Annotated in this window: 16 protein-coding genes; 11 read left to right on the top strand and 5 right to left on the bottom strand. The window is 59.7% G+C overall.

Annotated features, from left to right (window positions below):
- Positions 1-6: 6 nt before the first annotated feature.
- A complete protein-coding gene (locus IAU67_RS02835) occupies positions 7-2136 on the bottom strand; it encodes a M3 family metallopeptidase (RefSeq protein WP_151842988.1) in 2130 nt (709 codons plus the stop codon).
- Positions 2137-2216: 80 nt separating this feature from the next.
- Here IAU67_RS02835 and IAU67_RS02830 point away from each other — a divergent pair, with 80 nt between their 5' ends.
- From IAU67_RS02830 to IAU67_RS02790, 9 genes are all read left to right on the top strand, one after another.
- Complete coding sequence (locus tag IAU67_RS02830) at positions 2217-3704, top strand: carboxylesterase family protein (RefSeq protein WP_187767950.1); 1488 nt, start codon at positions 2217-2219, stop codon at positions 3702-3704.
- Positions 3705-3765: 61 nt separating this feature from the next.
- Positions 3766-5007, top strand: a complete 1242-nt coding sequence (locus tag IAU67_RS02825) for a MalY/PatB family protein (RefSeq protein WP_151842986.1) — start codon at positions 3766-3768, stop codon at positions 5005-5007.
- A 60-nt stretch (positions 5008-5067) separates the two neighbouring features.
- Positions 5068-6963 (top strand): ABC transporter ATP-binding protein, encoded by a 1896-nt coding sequence (locus IAU67_RS02820; RefSeq protein ID WP_151842985.1) that lies wholly within the window; start codon positions 5068-5070, stop codon positions 6961-6963.
- Between the two features lie 58 nt (positions 6964-7021).
- Positions 7022-7333 (top strand): hypothetical protein, encoded by a 312-nt coding sequence (locus IAU67_RS02815; protein ID WP_151842984.1) that lies wholly within the window; start codon positions 7022-7024, stop codon positions 7331-7333.
- Between the two features lie 436 nt (positions 7334-7769).
- A complete protein-coding gene (locus IAU67_RS02810; RefSeq protein ID WP_151842983.1) occupies positions 7770-8627 on the top strand; it encodes a 3-hydroxybutyryl-CoA dehydrogenase in 858 nt (285 codons plus the stop codon).
- A gap of 95 nt (positions 8628-8722) precedes the next feature.
- Positions 8723-8917 (top strand): CsbD family protein, encoded by a 195-nt coding sequence (locus IAU67_RS02805; protein ID WP_187767979.1) that lies wholly within the window; start codon positions 8723-8725, stop codon positions 8915-8917.
- Between the two features lie 169 nt (positions 8918-9086).
- A complete protein-coding gene (gene sucC, locus IAU67_RS02800; protein ID WP_151842981.1) occupies positions 9087-10268 on the top strand; it encodes an ADP-forming succinate--CoA ligase subunit beta in 1182 nt (393 codons plus the stop codon).
- An 11-nt stretch (positions 10269-10279) separates the two neighbouring features.
- A complete protein-coding gene (gene sucD, locus IAU67_RS02795) occupies positions 10280-11161 on the top strand; it encodes a succinate--CoA ligase subunit alpha (RefSeq protein ID WP_151842980.1) in 882 nt (293 codons plus the stop codon).
- 14 nt (positions 11162-11175) lie between these two features.
- Positions 11176-13719 carry a DEAD/DEAH box helicase gene (locus IAU67_RS02790; protein ID WP_225723581.1) on the top strand — a complete coding sequence of 848 codons (2544 nt, stop codon included), beginning with the start codon at positions 11176-11178 and terminating at the stop codon, positions 13717-13719.
- Between the two features lie 30 nt (positions 13720-13749).
- Here the strand turns inward: IAU67_RS02790 and IAU67_RS02785 are convergent, their stop codons facing one another.
- Genes IAU67_RS02785 through IAU67_RS02775 form a run of 3 tightly spaced genes read right to left on the bottom strand, consistent with a single transcriptional unit; the run spans position 13750 to position 16486 of the window.
- Positions 13750-14526 carry a hypothetical protein gene (locus IAU67_RS02785; protein ID WP_151842979.1) on the bottom strand — a complete coding sequence of 259 codons (777 nt, stop codon included), beginning with the start codon at positions 14524-14526 and terminating at the stop codon, positions 13750-13752.
- 42 nt (positions 14527-14568) lie between these two features.
- Positions 14569-15540, bottom strand: a complete 972-nt coding sequence (locus tag IAU67_RS02780) for a serine hydrolase (protein ID WP_151842978.1) — start codon at positions 15538-15540, stop codon at positions 14569-14571.
- Between the two features lie 25 nt (positions 15541-15565).
- On the bottom strand, positions 15566-16486 hold the full coding sequence (locus tag IAU67_RS02775) for a serine hydrolase (RefSeq protein WP_151842977.1): 921 nt from the start codon (positions 16484-16486) through the stop codon (positions 15566-15568).
- Between the two features lie 279 nt (positions 16487-16765).
- On the opposite strand from IAU67_RS02775, the gene IAU67_RS02770 reads away from it, so the two are divergent.
- Complete coding sequence (locus IAU67_RS02770; protein WP_151842976.1) at positions 16766-17521, top strand: DUF2786 domain-containing protein; 756 nt, start codon at positions 16766-16768, stop codon at positions 17519-17521.
- Positions 17522-17636: 115 nt separating this feature from the next.
- On the top strand, positions 17637-18626 hold the full coding sequence (locus tag IAU67_RS02765; RefSeq protein ID WP_151842975.1) for an NADP-dependent oxidoreductase: 990 nt from the start codon (positions 17637-17639) through the stop codon (positions 18624-18626).
- Here IAU67_RS02765 and lepA read toward each other — a convergent pair.
- Positions 18623-20479: a translation elongation factor 4 gene (gene lepA / locus IAU67_RS02760; RefSeq protein WP_151842974.1), complete on the bottom strand. Its 1857-nt coding sequence runs from the start codon at positions 20477-20479 to the stop codon at positions 18623-18625. The two genes, IAU67_RS02765 and lepA, sit on opposite strands and share 4 nt — an antisense overlap.
- Positions 20480-20602: the final 123 nt, after the last annotated feature.

The following is a 20602-nucleotide window of genomic DNA, read 5'->3' as shown; positions in this document are numbered from 1 at the left end:
CATGTCCTACACCACGCCGGACAGACCGCGGCGTTGCAGCAGAGGCTCCACGCTCTTTTGCTGGCCGCGGAACATCCAGAAGGCATCGTTGAAGTCGATGGTAGCTCCCCTGGACAGGATCATGCGGCGGAAGCGTTCACCGGCGAAGGCCACGTCATCCGCGTCAATGTCTCCGGTGCTCAGTGGATTGTCTCCCCGGGCCGCACCCGTGTCCACAAACGCCTGAAAACCATCGGCGTCCAACACCTCCGCCCACAGGTAGGACCAGTAGTCTGCCGAGTAGCCTCCGGAGAAGATGTGATTGAAGTACTGGGAGCGATAGCGGGAGGCCACCAGCCCGTCCATCGCCACACCGGCAGCCTCCAGCGCCTCAGCCTCGAAAGTCTCAACGTCGGTGATCGCATCCGCTTCCTCGACGGACAGGCTGTGCCAGGCCAGGTCCAGCCAGCACGCGGCCAGGTATTCGGTGGTCGCAAAGCCTTGAGCCCACTGGGATTGGGCGCGCACGGTGGCCACCCATTCGGAGGGAAGCGGCTCCCCGGTCTCCACGTGGCGGGCGTAGTTGGCCAGCACCTCCGGCTCCAGCGCCCAGTTTTCATTGATCTGGCTGGGGAACTCCACGAAGTCTCGAGGCACGCTGGTCCCCGACAGGCTGGGGTAGCGCACGTCGGACAGCAGTCCGTGCAAGGCGTGGCCGAACTCGTGGAACACGGTCGCCACCTCATCCATGGTCAGCAGCGCCGGCTGGCCGTCGCTGGGCTTGTCGATATTGAGGACGTTAACCACCACGGGGGCCTGCCCAATCAGGTTGGATTGATCGACGAAGCTGCTCATCCACGCGCCACCCCGCTTGGTGGATCGTGCGTACATGTCGGTCAGCAGCAATCCGATACCTGCGTGCTCCTGTCCCTTCGCGCCCGCCACGGCGTTGTCGATAATCTCCCACACCTGGACGTCCTCGTGGTAGCCCTTCAGATCCGGCCGCGGCACCACGGAAATGTTGTACAGGCGCTCGGCAGCAAAGAACGCGCCGTCCACCAGCACCCGCTCCAGCGGGAAGTACTTCTTCACCTCCTCTTCATCCACGTCCAACTGTTCCGCGCGCAGCTTCCCGGACCAGTACGGCCAATCCGCAGCGCGGATAGTCCCCTCTTCCCCACTGACAGCCGCGAGGTCCTGCACGTGCTTGTATTCACTGTGCGCATTGGCCACCGCAGCGGGGGTCACCTGATCCAGAAGCGTCCGCACCGCATCCACCTCGCCGGCCGTCTCTTCCTCCACCACGAACGCTGCATGATGGTCATACCCCAGCAAACGAGCCCGGCGCGCCCGCAGCCGCACGATCTCCAACACGATACTGTCCGTGGTGCCCGCCGCGCGGTTCAGGGATGCCTGGTGCACCAGCTCACGTGCCTCGGGATTATCCAAACGCTCAAGAATCGGCTGCACACTGGGCAGGCCCAGCCGGATCAGCCATCCGGCCTCGCCTTCGGCAATCGCCCCTTCCTCAATGGCCAGGTGGTGCAGGCTGGCCTTCTCTGACTCGCTGAGCCCTGCGGTGTGGGCGTCGTCGGTCAACAGCACCGCAGCCTGGCGCGTGGCCTGCTGCAGCTGGTTGCCGAAGCGGGTGTTTAAGGTGGCCAGGCGGGAGTCGATGTCCTGCAGCTCGCGTCGCTGTTGGGCGTCCAGTTCAGCCCCGCCGCGGATAAACCGGCGCGTCCAGTGTTTCTGTAGGGCCGCTTCCTCACTACCGTCCGGCTGCTGCGGGATGGCCTGGATGCGTGTCCACAGCTCCTCGTGTAAGTACAACTGCGAGTAGTGCTCCGCAACCAGCGGCGAGACCTCCTCTTCGAGGGCCACGACCGTGTCGGTCGCCATCGTGCCGGAGTAGTTGTAGACGATCGCCAGGACTCGGCCCAGCATCTGCCCGGATGCTTCAAGCGCTTCGAACGTGTTCTCCCACGTCGGCGTGTCTGGATTGTCCACGATCGCGGCAATTTCCGCCGCGTGGTCGTCTAACGCTGTGCGCAGGGCTGGAACAATCGCGTCCTGTTCTACAAGGGTCTCGATCACGGCGAAGTCCGGTAGCTCATAATCGAGTTCTGAGGGGGTGGCGAAGTAATCCAGTATGTCCATAGGTGTCCACTGTAATTGACGGCGAATGCTTCTGAGCATTTCCTCTGTGGGCGTTGCTCGCACTGGTTAGGATGAAACGCATGAATAATCCCCGCTGTATCCCGTCCCCGTCCTTGGATGTGCGCACCACCTCCGGAGTGGCGCGGGGGTGGCGCGGCCCGGTCGCGGCGCATTGGTCCTGCATTCCTTTTGCTCGGCAGCCAGAGACGATGCGGGATCGTTTCAGCGATCCTGTGCCCTATGTGTCTGATGAATTATTCGACGCCTGCCTCCCGAACCCCATTCCTCTCCATGAGGAGAAAAACCACACGGACCTCACACTGTCTGTGTGTGCGCCTGCCGAGCGCGCCGAGGGATGTCCCGTGGTGGTGTATCTCCACGGTGGTCGCTTCGAGCATGGTCACGCGGACGAGCCGATCTATCGCGGGGATTCCTTCGCCAGGGATGGTGTGGTGTACGTGACGATGAACTACCGGAAGCGTTTTGACGGCTTCCTTCCATCGCAGATTCCTGACACAGCAGCGGAGGCGGATCCCAAGTATGCACCCGAGTTTCGGGGCGTGCAGGACGTGCTGTGTGCGTTGCGGTGGGTGCAGAAGAACATTGCGGCGTTTGGTGGGGATCCCACGAAGGTGTTGGCCATGGGCCAGTCGGCCGGTGGTGGGCTGCTCAGTATGGTGCTGACCCGGCCGGAGGTGACGGAGGAGTCCCTTATTCATCGGGCCATGATCATGTCTCCCGGTTTGCCTCGATCTGGATGGGCTAAGCGTGGGCCGGTGGCTGAGAAAATGTTGCGCTCGGCGTCGAATAATAAAAATAAAAAGGAAGAATTGAGCGAGGAGGAGTTGACGGAGGCGTATCGGACTTTCGCTCGTCGCTATTCCAGGGATATTGCCGCCGGCCCGTATCCGCTTCACGCTCGCAGAATGGCCGATATCCCGCTGCTCGTCACCGGGCTGGAGGCGGAGTTTGATCAATTCCCTTTGGCAAAATGGGCGGATCAGAAGGCACAAGAGGGTTCTGTGGGCCAGCGCTTGATGGCCAAAGGCGTGAAGCTGGTGGCGGCAAAAGCTGTGGGCGCGCCGTTAAAGGCTGTCGATCCTGAGCATTCTGCGGGACGCGCTATCGGCAATTCCACGATTCTGCGTTTCATGTCCCAGATTCTGGAGCGCAGGCGTGATGCGCAGGCGGCAGGTGCTCAGGCACCGCAGTGGGCGCTGCTCTATCGCAGTGGTGAGGTGGATCCGGGTAGTGATTTTGTTCCCGTTGCGGGGCACTGTGCGGATATTCCCCTGGTTTTTGATGCCCTGAAGTCCAATCCAGGTTTTTCCACGATGTTTTGTGGGAAGAATTCGGTGGAGGGGCTTCAGCCTGTCGCTGATGAGCTTCATCGACTGGTGGTGGGATTTGCCCGCGGCAATGATTTACCGTGGGAGCCGTATGAGCGCCAGGGGACGCGGACGGTGCGTGAGGTGTTTTTGTCCGATAGGCATAGCGAGGATGCTCGGGATTCTTTGCGTTTTATCCGCGAGCACTATCCCCCTATTCCTGCTGATGAGCAGGCGTAGGCACGCTCTCGTGTGGCACAGATCGCACACAAACTAGACAGCATGGTCTATAGTGGTGGGCATGTCTACTCCAGCAGGTAACCCAGACGCACAGATCACCTTCCCCACCCTGGACCAGCTCCGCGCCCGAGGGACAATGAAGTGGTCCCGGTACCCACAGGACGCGCTGCCCCTGTGGGTCGCCGAGTCCGATTTCGAAACCTGCCCCGCGGTGTCCAAGGCCATTAACCAGGCCGTGGACCGGGAGTATTTCGGCTATCACGCCGAAGAAGCCGAGGTCCCGCCAGCCCTGGCCGGCTTCCTTCAGCGCCGCTTCCAGTGGGAAGTAGACCCTTCCTGGATCCGGGTGGTTCCCGACGTGGTGAAAGGCGTGGCCGTGGCTATCGACGAACTCACGCCGGAAGGCAGCGACATCATCAATTGCGTGCCGTCCTACTACCCGTTCTTCGACATCCCGACGGCCACCAACCGCCCGTCGGTCCTGGTTGAGATGGTGCAGCGGCCGAAGCCCGGCGCAAGTGACCCTGAGGACGTGGAGTGGGGCTTTGACTACGACGCCCTGGAGGAAGCCTTCGCCTCCACCAAGAACCCCCACGGCGTGGGCTCGATGATTCTGTGCAACCCTTACAACCCACTGGGCCGCTCTTTCCGCCCCGAGGAGCTGGAGCGCCTGGTGGAGCTGGCCGATAAGTACAACGTACGGCTGATCAGCGATGAGATTCACGCACCCGTGGTGTACTCCCCTGCCCAGCACACCCCCACCGCTTCCATAAGCGAGACGGCGGCACGCGTGACCGTGACGGTCATCGCCTCCTCCAAGGGATGGAACACCGCAGGCCTGCGCTGCGCGCAGATGATCTTCACCAACGAGGAGGACCGGCGGACGATGGCTCAAGTGCACAACCTGCGCACGGGCGAGGCATCCACCCTGGGCATGATCGCCACAGCTGCGGCCTACAACGAGGGTGAGGAATGGCTGGATAACGAGCTGGAATACCTCTCCAGCAATCTGGACCTGATCGAGCGCCGGCTGCCCGAGGTGTTGCCGGGTGCGCGAATCATTCGTCCGGAGGCTAGCTTCCTGCTGTGGGTGGACCTTCGGAAGGTAGCGGGCCTGGCTGACAAACCTGCGGCGAAGATCCTGGAGAAGGCCCGCGTGGTCGTGAGCGAAGGCACAACGTTTAGCCCCACGTTGGGTCAGGGACACATCCGTGTTAATTTTGCTACTTCCCAAGAAATTTTGAACGAGGCCTTCGATCGGATCGCGGCTGCAGACTTCAGCCAGGAGGCCAACAGCCAGTAGGCCAAGCCCACCTGCCGAAACGATCGTGTGCCTCGAAGACTTCACAAAGAAACTCGTGTCATGCTTTCAGTTTTCGGCCGTATTTTCCGCACCACGAAGGAGCTGTGGCCCTTCTATCTGATCGTCACGCTGGCTGCCGTCAGCGTGTCTCTGCTTCAGCTCACCACTCCTTTTTTGGTGAAACAGGCCACGGACACCATCGTGGGGCATTTTTCTGGCGACAGCACTCTTGATGAAGCCTCCTCCGTTGTGTTGTGGCTTGCTCTCACGCTGTTGGCGGTGGAGCTATCTCACACGGTGATTCAGAATATCGGAGGCTGGTTTGGCGATGTGATGGCCATGCGGATGCGCCAGATTCTTTCTAATCGCTATTTCGCCAAATTGCTGTCCTTGCCACAGTCCTACTATGACAAGCAAGTAACGGGCACGATTATTTCCCGTTTGGATCGCTCAATCCTCGGCTTGTCTGACTTTGTGAAGTCGTTCGCCAACAACTTCATCTCGATGATGTTCACCATCACCTTGGTTCTGATCATTACGGCCATCTACTACTGGCCTTTGGCGATTCTGTTGGCTGTTATCTTCCCGATGTATCTGTATCTGACAATGCTGACCTCCAAGAAGTGGATGGTGTGGGAGAAGGACAAAAACGAACACATTGATACCGCGCAGGGCCGTTTCGCCGAGGTTATTGGCCAGATGAAGGTGGTGAAGTCCTTTGTGACGGAGCTGCGCGAATTGCGTTTATTCCAGTCTCATTTCGCCGAGACGATCAGCCTCACGAAGGCTCAATCGCGATGGTGGCATTTCATGGATGTGCTGCGCCTGGGCGGGCTTAATCTGGTGTTTGCTGCCATCTATTTCACGCTATTTTGGCGTACGCTGCACGGGCACTTTTCGATTGGCGACATGGTGTTTTTATTGCAGCTGGTGACGATGGCTCGCCAGCCTGCGCTGATGATGAGTTGGATGGTGGATACCGCGCAGCGCGCCGCCGCGGGCTCCCGCGAGTACTTCATGGCCATGGATGAGCTGGAGGAAAGCTCCGCGCCGAAGGCCTTGCTCGATGCGTCGAGGCCAGGAGGAACGATGTTATTGTCCTCCAACGACGCCAACAGCGCGCCCTCTGCCTGCCCCATGCCACAGGCCGACGGATCCCCCGTATTGGAGTTTGACCACATCACGTTTGCTTACACCGCTGGCGAGCCGGTGATCCACGGCGTGACTTTCCAGGCGGAGGCGAATGAGAAGGTTGCGTTGGTGGGCGAGTCTGGTGGCGGAAAGTCCACGCTGGTGAACTTGCTCTTGGGCCTGTACGAGCCGAGTGAGGGGACGCTGCGCATCTGTGGTCGAGACATCGCGACGATGTCGGCTGCTGACGTGCGCCGGTCGGTGGGTGTGGTCTTCCAGGAGCCGGCGCTGTTTAGCGGGACGATCAGGGAAAACATTGCCTACGCCAATCCTGGGGCGTCGGAAGAGCAGATCATCCAGGTTGCGAAGGATGCGTTCGCCCATGACTTCATCATGAAGTTTAACGATGGCTATGACACGGTGATCGGCGAGCGTGGTTTGCGGCTCTCCGGTGGCCAGAAGCAGCGCATTGCGGTGGCACGCGCGATGCTCAAGGATGCGCCGATCCTGGTTCTCGATGAGGCTACGTCGGCGTTGGATACGAAGGCTGAGCGTGTGGTTCAGGCGGGTCTGGAGAAGTTGATGGAGGGGCGTACCACGATTGTGATCGCCCACCGTTTGTCCACGATCGCGGACGTGGACACCATCATCACCTTGGATCAGGGTCATGTGGATGAGATCGGCTCGCCTGACGTGCTCGCCACTTCGGGCGGGATTTATAGTGAGCTTCTTCGCTTGACGAGTTCTTCGTCCGCAGCTGACCGCAAGCGACTAAAAGCCTTCGGCTTCCATGTGGAGGGCGACGAAGACGATGACAGCGAATAAGGTCACTACAGACCCAACATTGAATTAGTGGACAAAAATAACTAATATCGGTGTGGTCATGGCAAACAAGAAGATCTTCCTCGTTGGGGTATGCACACTCATAGCGGCGTTTGCCTTCATCCTGTTTGGCCAGCGAGTAGCAGCAATCGTGCTCCTGATCTCCGCCGCCGCAGATTTCACTCTAGTCTTCTGGACCCAAAAAGATGGCGCTTACTATCAGGGCAAGTACGCCAACGGGCACCGCTGGGTTGACACAGTGTCCGTATGGGCTGGAGCTTTATTTATTGCCATTACCGATAACTGGGTAGGCCTAACCCTATTTATCTTTCCTCTATCACTACTGTGGAGCGAATCACACAAGAAAGAATAATCCGCGTCACATGTGCCCCCAGTGCCCCCCGTCACAGCACACGCTTCAGCCCCCGGCCGGAGTGACCGAGGGCTGAAGCGCTGACGTTTCAAGAGGAGAGTTAGACCGTTATTTCGTTTCAAGCACCTTTCGGTTATCTGACAATAGGTTCTTCGCTATTCATGCTCAATCTCTCAAGCACTGACACCTAATCTAAGGCCTCAACCTTGGGTAACCCTGTGTTCCCACTGCACATTCCATAGTGGTTGAGTAGCCGAACCCCACAAGAAAATCCGCCCAAGGCCAGCGTCTGCACAGCTTGGTACTGCCAACCGCGCTGCCTCCCCCAAAAGGTTCCATCTTCTCCCCCTCGACAACTCCCCGCCCAACCAAACTCAGTACAGTTGAAGACGAACCCAAGAATATGTCTACCTCGTATATAAGGAGAAAAATCACCATGGTTCAACGCGTAGGTGTTATCGGTGCAGGCCTCATGGGCTCCGGAATCGCAGAAGTAGCAGCAAAGAACGGCTCCGACGTCCTGGTATGGGAAGCCAAGCAGGAATTTGCGGACGCTGGTAAAGCACGCATCGAAAAGTCTCTCGCCAAGGCTGTAGAACGTGGCAAGCTGAGCGAGGAAGACCGGGACGCTACCCTGGGTCGACTGACCTTCACCACGAACCTTGAAGACTTCGCAGACCGCGAACTGGTGATGGAAGCAATCATCGAGAACGAAGAGATCAAGAAGGATGTCTTCGCCAAGCTTGACAAGATCGTGACCGACCCTCAGGCAGCACTGTGCTCCAACACCTCCTCCCTGCCGATTCAAACCATTGCCTCTGCAACGGAGAACCCTGGCCGCGTCCTGGGCCTGCACTTCTTCAACCCGGTGCCCATGCTCCCCTTGGTTGAGGTCATCCCAGCGCTGACCTCCGATGAGAAGATCGTGGAGCGTGCACGTACCTACGCCGTGGACGTGATGGGCAAGACCGCTATTGAGGCTAAGGACCGCTCCGGCTTCATCGTCAACTTCCTCCTGGTGCCGTACATGCTCTCCGCCATCCGCATGGTGGAGCAGGGCGTGGCAACCCCAGAGGACATCGATACCGGCATGAAGCTGGGCGCTGCACACCCCATGGGCCCATTGACCTTGGCTGACATGGTTGGCTTGGACACCTGTGCCTTCATCGCTGATGTGATGTACAAGGAGTACGGCGATCCTTCCTACGCATGCCCACCACTGCTGCGCCGCATGGTCACCGCTGGTCACGTTGGCCGTAAGTCCGGCAAGGGCTTCTACGACTACAGCAAGTAGCCCTCCAAAATTTTTCTGTACACTGGGCACCACACGCTTGAGGGAACCCCTTCCACCAAGCACCACCAGACCCCTACTAGGAGGATTACATGTCCATCGATGACCTGAAGAACAAGGCCGAAGAGGCAGCCGGCTCCGCTAAGGAGAACATCGGCGAGGCTACCGGCAATGATTCCCTCGCCAACGAAGGTCGTGCAGACCAGGTGAAGTCCAACATCAAGCAGGGCGTAGAGGACCTGAAGGACAAGGCTTCTGACGCTGTGAACAAGATCATCGGCGAAGGAAAGTAAGCCAGAGTTCGGATTTCACCAGCACTAAGCTCATGGACCTTGATCCTTGACTTCCCGGAGCAACTACTTCTGTAGTAGTTGCTCCTTTTTTTCATGCTGTGAACTCCCCCGCCCCTGCGAGACCACACCGTTCTCAATTCCCACAGTTACACCCCATTGGAGACCCCACATGGATCTTTTTGAATACCAAGCTCGTGACCTGTTCGAGCAGCATGATGTCCCCGTCCTTCGAGGCATCGTCGCCACCAGCTCTACCCAAGCACGCACCGCCGCAGAAAAGCTCGGCACCCCTGTTGTCGTTGTCAAGGCCCAGGTGAAAACCGGCGGCCGCGGCAAGGCTGGCGGAGTGAAAATCGCCCACAGCCCCGAAGAGGCCGAAGCCACGGCCGATGACATCCTGGGCCTGAACATCAAGGGCCATACAGTACGCAAGGTGATGGTCGCAGAGGGCGCAGACATCGCCGAGGAATACTACTTCTCCATTCTTCTGGACCGCACCAAGCGCAAGTACCTGGCCATGCTGTCCAAAGAAGGCGGCGTGGACATTGAAAAGCTCGCCGAAGAACGTCCCGAGGCCCTGGTAAAGAAGACCTTTTCCCCTCTGGATGGGATGACGGATACCTTCGCCCGAGAGCTGGCCACAGAGGCAGGGTTTTCCGCAGAAGAGGCCAGGGCTCTGGTTCCTGTGTTCAAAAAACTCTACGAGGTGTACACAGAGGAGGACGCCACCCTGGTGGAGGTCAATCCTCTCGTGAAAACCACGGGAGGCGACATCATCGCCCTCGACGGAAAGATCAGCCTCGATAGCAACGCAAGCTTCCGCCACCCCGAGCACAAGGATCTCGCCGACCATGGCGCCACCGATCCTCTGGAGTTGAAGGCCACCAACCTGGGGCTCAATTACGTGAAGCTGGATGGTTCTGTGGGCGTCATTGGAAACGGCGCTGGGCTGGTGATGTCCACGCTCGACGTGGTGGCCTACGCCGGCGAGCAATTCGCCAGCAATCCTAAGCCCGCCAACTTCCTGGACATCGGAGGCGGCGCCAACGCGGAGGTCATGGCCAATGGTTTGTCCGTGATTTTGGGTGATAACCAGGTGAAGTCCGTCTTCGTGAATGTCTTTGGTGGTATCACCGCCTGCGACGAAGTGGCGAAAGGCATCGTCCAGGCCTTCAAGATCCTGTCCTCCGAGGGCATCGAACCCAAGCCACTGGTTGTTCGCCTCGATGGAAACAATGCCGAGCAGGGCCGTGAGATCCTTACCCAGGCTGATCTCCCCCAGCTTGAGCAGGTAGACACCATGGACGCTGCGGCACGACGCGCAGCGGAACTGGCCGATCAGCACAGCTAAAAGGAGTACCCATGTCTATTTTCCTCAACTCAAATTCCCGCATTATCGTCCAGGGCATGACAGGCTCCGAAGGGGCCAAGCACACCCAACGCATGCTGGACTCCGGCTCCACCATCGTCGGTGGAGTCAATCCCCGCAAGGCTGGCGAAACGGTCGAATTCAACAACGACGTTTCCATCCCCGTGTTCGGTAGTGTGCGCGAGGCCATGCATGCCACCGACGCCAACGTCACCGTCATCTTCGTGCCCGCTGCGTACACCAAGGATGCTGTGGAAGAGGCCATCCGGGCGGGCATTCCCCTCGCCGTGGTGATTACCGAAGGCGTGCCGGTCAAAGACACGGCGGAGTTCCATGCTCTGGCCAAAGAGTCGAAGACCCAGATCATCGGCCCTAACTGCCCAGGCATCATCAGCCCCGGCCAGTCCAATGCCGGCATCATTCCCGCGGAGACTGCCTCCACCCCAGGAAAGATCGGGCTGGTATCCAAGTCCGGAACCCTGACCTACCAGATGATGCATGAGCTCTCGGACATCGGCTTCACCACCTGCATCGGCATTGGTGGCGACCCTATCATTGGCACCACCCACATTAAGGCCATCGAGGCCTTCCAAAATGATCCGGAGACGGAAGCCATCATGATGATCGGCGAGATCGGTGGCGATGCCGAGGAGCACGCCGCGGCGTACATCAAGGACAATGTCACGAAGCCGGTCGTGGCTTACATTGCGGGGTTCACCGCACCGAAGGGCAAGACCATGGGTCACGCCGGGGCGATCGTCTCTGGTAGCTCGGGCACCGCCGAGGGCAAGAAAAAGGCCCTGGAGGAGGCTGGAGTTCAGGTGGGTAAAACCCCAACACAGGCAGCGGAATTGCTGCGGGAGCTCATTAGCTAACTACAATCCTCCCTGTGAACATTGATACTGAATCGCTGGAGAATCTGATTGGATCTGTCCACAGCGCGATCCAGCACAGGGAGGCCACGCAGTTTCGCCTCACCACCATCGCCCAGGGCGGGACTCCTCCCACCATCGGCAGTGATGACGATACGCGGGTCTTCGCGTTCGGTCCGACCGTGGAGACCGCGGCCTACGTGGCGCAGTTCCGCAATCTGGACATCGGCACGTTGCGCAAAGACCTGGACGAGGTGGTGCTGCCCAGCTACACCGAGCTGGAGGAGATGGCCACCGAGGCCCGTAAAGTTCCGCGCTACCGGGGCTTGACGAAATTATTTTCCCGACGCCCAGTTCACGGTGAACAGGCCATCGCCCAACTGCAGGCCATTGATGTCGAGGCAATCCATGCCATCCTGGGCGGCATCGACGCAAAACTGGGCTCCACCCCCACCCACGAGTTCACGAACCTCGGCTTGCCCAAGCTCACCTCCGAGATCGAAGCCGATCTGGAGCGCATCACCGGCTGGCCGATCACCTGGTCCACGCCGGAGGTGGTGAATGCGCACGCGGACCATGTTGCCCGGATCGACGCCTCCCGAGCCATCGGCCACACGCTCGAAGCTGAGGTGCACCGGGCTGGTCGTCAGCTCGCGCTCAGCCAGGCCGAGGCGATCATCGCCCAGACGGACATTTCCGTGATCGATCAGATCACCGGCGGACGCCTCCGGTTAGGCCCACTGCAACATTTGACGTTACGTCAGATAGCGAGAAGCTCGGCGTCGGAATTACAAAAATACGACGGGGTGGGACAGAAAACAGCGAGCCAAGCCATCGCGGCCGCCAGGTCCTATTGCGCGGACGTGGTGGATTCGCAGGTGCCGAAGATTGACTACCAGGACAAGGGACCCAGCACGCCCTACGTCATCGCGCTGGCTCGCCTGTTGACCTTCCGCGATTCGCTCCGCGACCTGCCGACCTCACCGATGCACATTGCGAGGGTGGAGCCGGGCACGCTGGTGGCCGTGGCCGGCAACAACGACCTGCTGGACAGCACCACTCCGACGGTCAGTGCCCCGCCAATGCTCAGCGCGGAGGACGCGTGGAATCTCTACGCCATTCGTGCCGCCGAGTTCCACAGTTTCGGGGATTCCGAGACAGAAACCGACGTACCGCACGACATCGCCGAGCGGATCGCGGACATCACGCTGAACGGCACGCTGCACGCCTCCCTGCGTGGCTACCAGGCCTTCGGCGCGAAGTATGCCCTCGCGCAGAAACGGGTGCTGATTGGCGACGAAATGGGCTTGGGTAAAACCATGCAGGCCCTGGCTGTCATCACGCATCTGGCGAGCAGCGGAAAAACCAAGGCCTTGGTGGTGTGCCCGCCTTCCCTGCGCATCAACTGGGCGCGCGAAATCGCCAAGTTCACGGATCTTTCACCGATGATTCTGCACGGGCCGGACAAGGAATCCACGTATGAGGCGTGGAAGCTGAAAGGTGGTGTGGCGATTGCGGGCTTCCCGGAGGTGCGTCGCAATGCGGACCTCACCGGCCCCGTGGAGGGCGGCGGAGCGGGCGTGGACGTGCTGGTGGTCGATGAGGCTCACCGGGCGAAAAACACGGCATCCCTGCAGTCGCAAGGCGTGAAGGCACTGGCGAACAAGGTGGAGCATTGCGTCTTCATGACCGGTACGCCGCTGGAAAACCGGGTGGGCGAATTCGAAACGCTGTTGTCCTACCTGCATCCGGACATCGTGGATGACCTGGAGAAAGCGCGCGGAAAACCCCACAGTTTCAAGCAGGCCATTGCGCACGTGTACCTGCGTCGTAACCAGAAGGATGTTCTGGATGAGCTTCCGCCTGTGACGGAAATTGAGGAATGGATCGAGGCGAAAAGCGCCGAACGGCAACGCTACAACAACGCCGTGCACCGCGGGCACTTCATGGATATGCGCAAGGCCTTCGCTGGCCGGGAGTCCGCGAAGATGGAGCGCGTATCAGAGTTGCTGGATGACGGTGCCGAGGCGGGTAAGACCATCATCTTCACGTACTTCCGTTCCGTCTTGGACGAGCTGATGGAGTTGCTGGGCGACCGGGCTTTTGGCCCCATCGCCGGTGGTGTGAGCCACGAAGAGCGGCAGAAGGCCGTGGATGACTTCACGGCCGCCGAGACGGGAGCCGTGCTGGTGGCTCAGATTACGGCGGCCAGCGAAGGGCTGAACATCCAGGCGGCTAATCGCATTATTCTGTTCGAGCCACAGCTCAACCCGGCTGTGGAGGCGCAAGCGATTGCTCGAGCGCACCGCATGGGACAGATCAATACCGTGGAGGTTCACCGGCTGCTCACCCCGGATTCCGTGGAGGAACGGCTGATGATGATGCTGGAGAACAAGCGGGAGCTCTTCGACCACTTCGCGCGTGAATCCGTGGCGGCAGATTCCAACCCGGAGGCACTGGATGTGTCCGAGGCAAAGCTCATCGAGGAGGTCATCGCTGCCGAACGCGCGCGGATCGGTGAGCCGGATACGTTGGAGGAAGACACGCTGGGCGGCGAGTAGGCGGCGCCGGTTGGCGGTGGGAGCTAGTGCTTAACCAGCGAGTTCCCCACCGCCAGCGCCGGTATCGCCGGCGCCATTGGCACCGCCGGCACCACCATTGATGTCACCGAGCTGGTCTTCGAGGTTCTTCAGCATGTCGTCCAGCTTCTTGTTCAGATCCTCCAGGGACTGACCATCGCCGCCGTCGGGAAGCTGAGGCATCTCCGGCAGCTCGGGAACCGCACTGGGATCAATGCCGAACGGCAAGTTGGAGCGGCTCGATGGGGAGCTCTGGTCGTCGGATTCCCGCGTGGAAGACGTGCTCGGATCGGTGGCCGAGGTGCTGGACGAGGACTCAGAGTTTCGGTTACTGGAGAAGGTATCCCAGGCATTGATGCCAAAGAGCAGCAGCACGGCCAGAACAATGACCAGCACAATACCTGCGATGATCTTACCTACCGGCAGCTTCTTCTCCCGGGGTTCCTCATAGCCCTGATACCCGTGCGTGCCCTGCAGACTCTGCGGTCCCTGAGGGCCCTGCGGCCCGGGCCCTATGGGCCCGTTGTAGCCCCCTGCCCCGCCCGCGTTGTATTGGTTGTTGTACTGATTGGGGTCGAACTGTTGGGTGTATCCCTGCTGGCCATACCCCTGCTGGGCGGGCTGGTGGCGATACTGTGGTGGCTCCGGAGCATCCGTGTCCTGCCAGGCGGAACCGTCACCCTGCTGGTCGCCGAGACTGCCGAAGACCTGGGTCTCTTGCTCGTCTCCATAGGAACGCTGGTCCTCATCGCGACTGTAAGGGTTATTCCGATTATCGTTTGGTGACATAGCGTTCAATATGCCTTATGCTCCGGAGGCCAGGCAGTTGCTTTAGCCTACATAACCAATGGCGATCGGAACGTCGGCGTTCTGCTCCTGTGCTCCGCCCCACGTGAAGGCTGCGGCGGTGTAGTTATCCGCAAAGCTTGCACTAGCCACGGTGTTCGGTCCCATATCCGACCAGCCCCACTTGGTGCCCTGAACGCGTGGCAGGGCACGCGTTCCCCAATTCTGGCGGGTGCCATCGGCTGCGACGGGGTATGCCTCACGCATCCACTGCAGCACAGGCGAGTTCGGGTCCATGCGCTTGATGGTGTCCAGGTAGCGGGCGATATCCACGGCGCTGGTCGTTGCGTTGCCCCAGAAGCCGTTGGTGCGCGTGGCACTCATGCCATGTGCGCGGGCAATCTGGTCGATTCCGCCGGGGTACTTCCTAAACAGGGCGGTTGCTGCGGCGTCGTCGGATGCACGGATGGCACGCTCGGACAGGGCACGGTCTTGCGGCGATCCATCTCCGCGGTGGAGCGCGTAGTCCACCAGCAGGAGCTTGATGATGGACAGAGCCGGGCGGGCTTCGTAGGCGTTCGGCGTGGCGGCGATGCCCTGGTCCGTCACGATTGCCATGGTGGTGCGAGGGTTCACGCCCTGGATGGTTTGGTTGCCCCGAATTGGCGACGGAGCATGCGCCCCCTGAGGAGCACCCTTATCCGTCACCTTGATGCCGGGGTATCCGGGGATGATGTTGGGGGCGATGAGGTACTCAGGGACGGGCACTCCCGCGGGAATGGTGACATCCAGGGGACCAACACCGGGAATATGAACCGTCTTCGTCTGCGCTTCTGGCAGAACCGGCAGTGGTGGAAGCCCCGGCGCGGAGCTCAGCGATCCCAGATCCTGTGCGTTGGCGGTGCCAGCCACGGCCGTTCCGGCGGTCAGGGTAGCCAGCGCCACGGCGATGCTGGTGGCGCGGCGTGCGGCCTTGGATGCTGCGGTGTGTGTACGAGGTAGTGAATGACGTCCCATGAAGATTCTGCTCTCTGTGAAACTCTCAGCGAAACTTTGACACAATCTTATCTACTGGACCGTTTATCTGAGAAATCAGATCATTAATATCGTTATTCTGATCGTCCGCACTCCCCCACGTAAAGGCAGCGGCAGTGTAGGTGCCACCCAGCGTTGCAGACGCCACAATCTTCCGCCCAGAGTCCGACCACCCCCACTTGGTCCCCTCTGCCCCCGCCAAACGCGCCGTGCCCCATTGCTGCTTGGTGCCGTCCACGGCAATCTCCAGAGGGCTGTGCATCCACTGAAGAATCAGGGATTGCGGACGCTTTTTCTTGACCTCGTGGAGATACTGCGCCACATCATAGGCACTGGTGTACGCCCCTCCCCACGTCCCGTTGGAATACGTGTTGGCTAATTTATATTCGGACGCCACCTGGTCAATGGAATAGGGGTATTTGTTGTAGAGAATATCCGCCGCGAAATCATCCGACCCGCTGATCATCCTCTTCGCCAGCTCAGCATTTTTCTGAAACTCCTCAGGACTACTCGCGCCATCGCGCAGCGCATAATCGGCGATATAGAGCTTAATAACAGACAGGCCTGGACGTGCCTCTCGCGCGTTATCCGTCGCCGCCACTCCCTGATCAGTCACCACTGCCATCGACGTGCGTTCGTCCATGCCTGTGATTTCCGTGTCCGTATTTTTATCCTTATCTTGTTTCTGTTTCTGCCCCTCCCCCTTCTTATGAACCGACGCCGAACCTCTCTCCCCCGAAGCCTCCTTCTGTACAGAAGACTCCGACGAGGACGCCTGGGCCGTCCCCGATCCTGCAGCTGTCGCCGCGGAGGACGTCACCTCAGCAGGAGCGTGCTCTGCCGAGCATGCGGCCACGCTCATACCCAAGATCAGCAGCGCGCAGGACGCTGCGCGCTGCGGCGTGATGCGGCCACACGTTCTCACCATAGTGTTTCCTTGATTGTTGCTGTGCGCTTCTTGCTTCGTGCCACACCGGCTACACAGGGGCCTGGTGTGAGCTTGTGCATTTAATATACAGGGCCCGCCATACACCCCTGTGACCTGCACAGTTCCATTTTTCCACAGCCACATTTTCTGTTGATAAACCGCCCCCACACGCCCCGTCTGTACTGTGTGGGGTGCAGTGACCACCAGGCACTGTCACACGTGCGTGATACAGTGCGCACACGCCTTCTTGCAGGACACAACATTTTTAAGGGGGAGCATATGACCACACTGAACGATCAGGGGTCCATCCGGGATAAAGTGGCGAAACTGCTGCGTCAAGCGCAGGATCGTCAGGGCACTCCAGAGGGGGACGTCTTCGAGGCAAAAGCATTCGAGCTGATGGCGAAATACGGGGTGGAAGCCAGCCAGCTGGACAAAGGTAATGAGCGCCAAGCAATCCGTAAAGATATTAACTTCACCGGTTCCTACAGTGATCTGCAATTTCGACTCTTGCTATCCATCGCAAGCATTCTGCATTGCCGCACGGTGCGTTATCACCAATACAACAAGCGCACGGTGAAGCGCGCGGTACTATTTGGACTTCCCCATCACATTGATCGGGTCACCATTTTGTTCGATATTTTGAATCCCCAGATGATCGCTGGCGCCAAAAACCACGGCGATCAATTATGGGCCGATGCGGTGCACACTCGCCGGGCGAAGCGCTCGTGGATGTTGGGGTTCATTGAGAAAATTCACAGCCGGCTCTACGACATTGAGGCGCAGCACACGGCGGACTATGGCCGCGATGGGCAGTCGGGCGATCTGGTTCTCCTCGATGATGCCCGTGCCGCAGATCTCCTGGCGCAGGAGCATTTTCCTTTCCTGAAGACATCGAGATTCCGCTCGCAATCGCAGGTGGATCCGCATGCATTCACGAAGGGGTATAAAACCGGGGAGATGATGGATCTGGGGCAGACTCGTGTGCATCGGCGCCGCAGGTCCCTGACCGCACCACCCCCGCCGCCGTTTTAATCACCGGCTGCGCTGCCATTTTCATCTCAGTGCTTCATCTCCGTGCCGAACGCTCACGCATCAGTGCAACAGTGAAGCATCCAGTGTGTTAGCCTGCCGCGCTACTGTAGAGGGCATGCGCATCTTTGGTTTTCAGGAATTTGGATCACAGGACGTCAGCACCTTTCTTGACGTGGAGGAGCCAACCCTCCAGCCGGGAAGCGTGCTGATTCGGCCGAAATACGTGGGTGTAAATCCTGCGGACATCAAGGTGCGCTCTGGCCAGCGCCAGGGTGCCTTTCCCGTGAACTTTCCCATGGCCATGGGCAGAGAAGCTACCGGTGTGGTGATCGCCGTCGATCCTCACCATGCCCTCGCTCAGACGATTCACCCCGGTGACTGGGTGTTCGGCGGAACCCTGGCGGGCACGGGAGCCGCCAGTGATACAGCGGTGCTGCTGGATGCGGATCAGACCGCGCGCATCCCTGATGGGGTTCCCGGCGAACTTGCCACCTGCATCCCGGTCGCGGCAGGCACTGCGTGGGACACGTTGCAGAGCATCGCAGACGAGGTCCGCACGAACGAAGGCGCTTCCACCAACCTGAGGGATAAAACACTGTTGATCCTGGGGGCCGGTGGAGGTGTGGGTACGCACGCCATCCAGCTTGCCCGGCATCAGGGTATGAAGGTGATCGGTGCGACGTCGTCGGCTTCTAAGCGCGCCTTCGTTCAGGGCTTTGGTGCACAGCAGGTCTCCACAAACCAGAACGACTGGCTGGACACTCTACACACCACGGTCAGCGGTCTGCCCAGCCCTCGCGTGGACGCGATCATTGATCTGGTGGGTGGCGAGATTCTCCGCACTACTGCGGAGAATCTCTGCGCTCCTGGCTCCGGTGTAGTGTTGCGCTCCCTGGCCGATTCTGCGACCGCCGAGGAATACGGCGGCTCCGGGGTCACGCGCCGGCGCACCACCGAGGTCTTTAGCGAATTAGTGTCCCTCCTGGGCGCCAACGAGTTCACGCCACGGGTGTCCAAGGTCTACAGCTTTGACCAGGCCGCCGAGGCCTTCGCTGCCGTAGAAGAAGGCCACGTACAAGGAAAAGTACTGATTAAGATTTCCTAGTTGGAGTCCGTGGACAAGGCGGCCACGAATGCTTCCTGAGGGACGGACACCGAACCGATGGACTTCATGCGCTTCTTACCGGCCTTCTGCTTCTCCAGCAGCTTGCGCTTACGCGAAATGTCGCCACCGTAGCACTTAGCCAGCACATCCTTGCGCATGGCGCGGATGTTCTCACGGGCAATGACCTTGGTTCCAATCGCAGCCTGAACGGGAACCTCAAACTGCTGGCGAGGGATAAGCTCCTTCAGCTTCTTCGTCATCTTGTTTCCATACCACTGCGCGGAATCGCGGTGGACAATCGCGGAGAAGGCATCCACCGGATCGCCATTGAGCAGAATGTCCACCTTCACCAGGTCCGCCTGCTGTTCACCGGCCTCCTCATAGTTCAAGGAGGCGTAGCCCTTCGTGCGGGACTTCAGCATGTCAAAGAAGTCGAAGATGATCTCACCCAGCGGCATGGTGTAGCGCAACTCCACGCGGTCTTCCGACAGATAGTCCATGCCGCCCATCTGGCCGCGCTTGGACTGGCATAGCTCCATCGTGGAACCCACGAACTCTTCGGGCACGATGATCGTCATCTTCACGATCGGCTCGTACACCTCACGCAGCTTGCCTCCTGGCCAGTCCGACGGGTTGTGCACGAACGTCTCCGAACCGTCTTCGGCCACCACCCGGTACGTCACCGACGGAGCTGTGGAAATCAGATCCAGGCCGAACTCCCGCTCCAGGCGGTCGCGGGTGATCTCCATGTGCAACAGTCCCAGGAAGCCGCAGCGGAAACCGAAGCCCAGCGCCACAGAGGTCTCCGGCTCATAGGTCAAGGACGCGTCGTTGAGTTGCAGCTTCTCCAGTGCATCACGCAGGTCGGGGAAATCCGCCTGGGAGATGGGGAACAATCCCGAATACACCATCGGCTTCGGATCCTGGTAGCCCTTCAGTGGTTCCTCGGCTCCCTTGTTCGCCCACGTCACGGTGTCGCCCACCTTCGTCTCACGGACGTTCTTCACACCCGTGATCAGGTAGCCCACCTCGCCCGGGCCCAGGCCATCGCACTTCTGCATCGTGGGAGACACAATCCCCACCTCCAGCAGCTCATGGGTCGCACCCGTGGACATCATGACCACCTTCTGACGCGGGTTGAGCTTGCCGTCAATCATGCGGATGTAGGTCACCACACCTCGGTAGGTGTCATAGACCGAGTCGAAAATCATTGCGCGCGCCGGGGCGTCGGCACCACAATCAGACGATGGCGGCGGAACAAGCTCAGCAACCCTATCCAGCAACTCGGGCACGCCCTGGCCAGTCTTGCCGGAGACGCGCAGGACATCCTCGGGTTCGCATCCGATGATGTGCGCAATTTCCATCGCGTATTTCTCAGGGTCCGCGGCGGGAAGATCAATCTTGTTCAGAACAGGGATGATCTCCAAGTCGTTTTCCATGGCCAGGTACAGGTTCGCCAGAGTCTGCGCCTCAATGCCCTGGGCGGCATCCACCAGCAAGATACAGCCTTCGCAGGCCTCCAGGGCGCGGGAGACCTCGTAGGTGAAGTCCACGTGTCCCGGCGTATCGATCAGGTGCATCACCAGCTGCTCGCCCTCATGGGCACCGGAGCGCGGTACCCAGGGAAGGCGCACATTCTGAGCCTTGATGGTGATGCCGCGTTCGCGCTCGATGTCCATGTTGTCGAGATACTGGTCGCGCATCTCGCGGGCATCCACCACCTCGGACAACTGCAAAATGCGATCGGCAAGGGTGGACTTGCCATGATCGATGTGGGCGATAATGCAGAAATTTCGGATACGCGACGGGTCAGTGAACGTGTCCGTTGCGTAATTGCTCTGCTTCGCAGCCATTGCCGTGGTCCTTCTCGAGAGATGTTTCAACACTAACTAATCGACACGCGTCGCATCGCCGCGCTTGTCCCCGCTTACCCTACTAGACCTAGGACAAAAGGACATAAGGCAACGCACCGCCCA

Origin of the sequence: Corynebacterium zhongnanshanii (assembly GCF_014490575.1) — a bacterium.
GTDB lineage: Bacteria > Actinomycetota > Actinomycetes > Mycobacteriales > Mycobacteriaceae > Corynebacterium > Corynebacterium zhongnanshanii.
The sequence above is the reverse complement of the archived record's forward strand: the minus strand, read 5'-3'. Positions and strand labels throughout refer to the sequence as shown.

Bases quoted from the DNA above. Each gene is read 5' to 3' on its own strand.
- IAU67_RS02835 (WP_151842988.1), bottom strand. From the start codon at position 2,136: ATGGACATACTGGATTACTTCGCCACCCCCTCAGAACTCGATTATGAG.
- IAU67_RS02830 (WP_187767950.1), top strand. From the start codon at position 2,217: ATGAATAATCCCCGCTGTATCCCGTCCCCGTCCTTGGATGTGCGCACC.
- IAU67_RS02825 (WP_151842986.1), top strand. From the start codon at position 3,766: ATGTCTACTCCAGCAGGTAACCCAGACGCACAGATCACCTTCCCCACC.
- IAU67_RS02820 (WP_151842985.1), top strand. From the start codon at position 5,068: ATGCTTTCAGTTTTCGGCCGTATTTTCCGCACCACGAAGGAGCTGTGG.
- IAU67_RS02815 (WP_151842984.1), top strand. From the start codon at position 7,022: ATGGCAAACAAGAAGATCTTCCTCGTTGGGGTATGCACACTCATAGCG.
- IAU67_RS02810 (WP_151842983.1), top strand. From the start codon at position 7,770: ATGGTTCAACGCGTAGGTGTTATCGGTGCAGGCCTCATGGGCTCCGGA.
- sucC (WP_151842981.1), top strand. From the start codon at position 9,087: ATGGATCTTTTTGAATACCAAGCTCGTGACCTGTTCGAGCAGCATGAT.
- sucD (WP_151842980.1), top strand. From the start codon at position 10,280: ATGTCTATTTTCCTCAACTCAAATTCCCGCATTATCGTCCAGGGCATG.
- IAU67_RS02785 (WP_151842979.1), bottom strand. From the start codon at position 14,526: ATGTCACCAAACGATAATCGGAATAACCCTTACAGTCGCGATGAGGAC.
- IAU67_RS02780 (WP_151842978.1), bottom strand. From the start codon at position 15,540: ATGGGACGTCATTCACTACCTCGTACACACACCGCAGCATCCAAGGCC.
- IAU67_RS02775 (WP_151842977.1), bottom strand. From the start codon at position 16,486: ATGGTGAGAACGTGTGGCCGCATCACGCCGCAGCGCGCAGCGTCCTGC.
- IAU67_RS02770 (WP_151842976.1), top strand. From the start codon at position 16,766: ATGACCACACTGAACGATCAGGGGTCCATCCGGGATAAAGTGGCGAAA.
- IAU67_RS02765 (WP_151842975.1), top strand. From the start codon at position 17,637: ATGCGCATCTTTGGTTTTCAGGAATTTGGATCACAGGACGTCAGCACC.
- lepA (WP_151842974.1), bottom strand. From the start codon at position 20,479: ATGGCTGCGAAGCAGAGCAATTACGCAACGGACACGTTCACTGACCCG.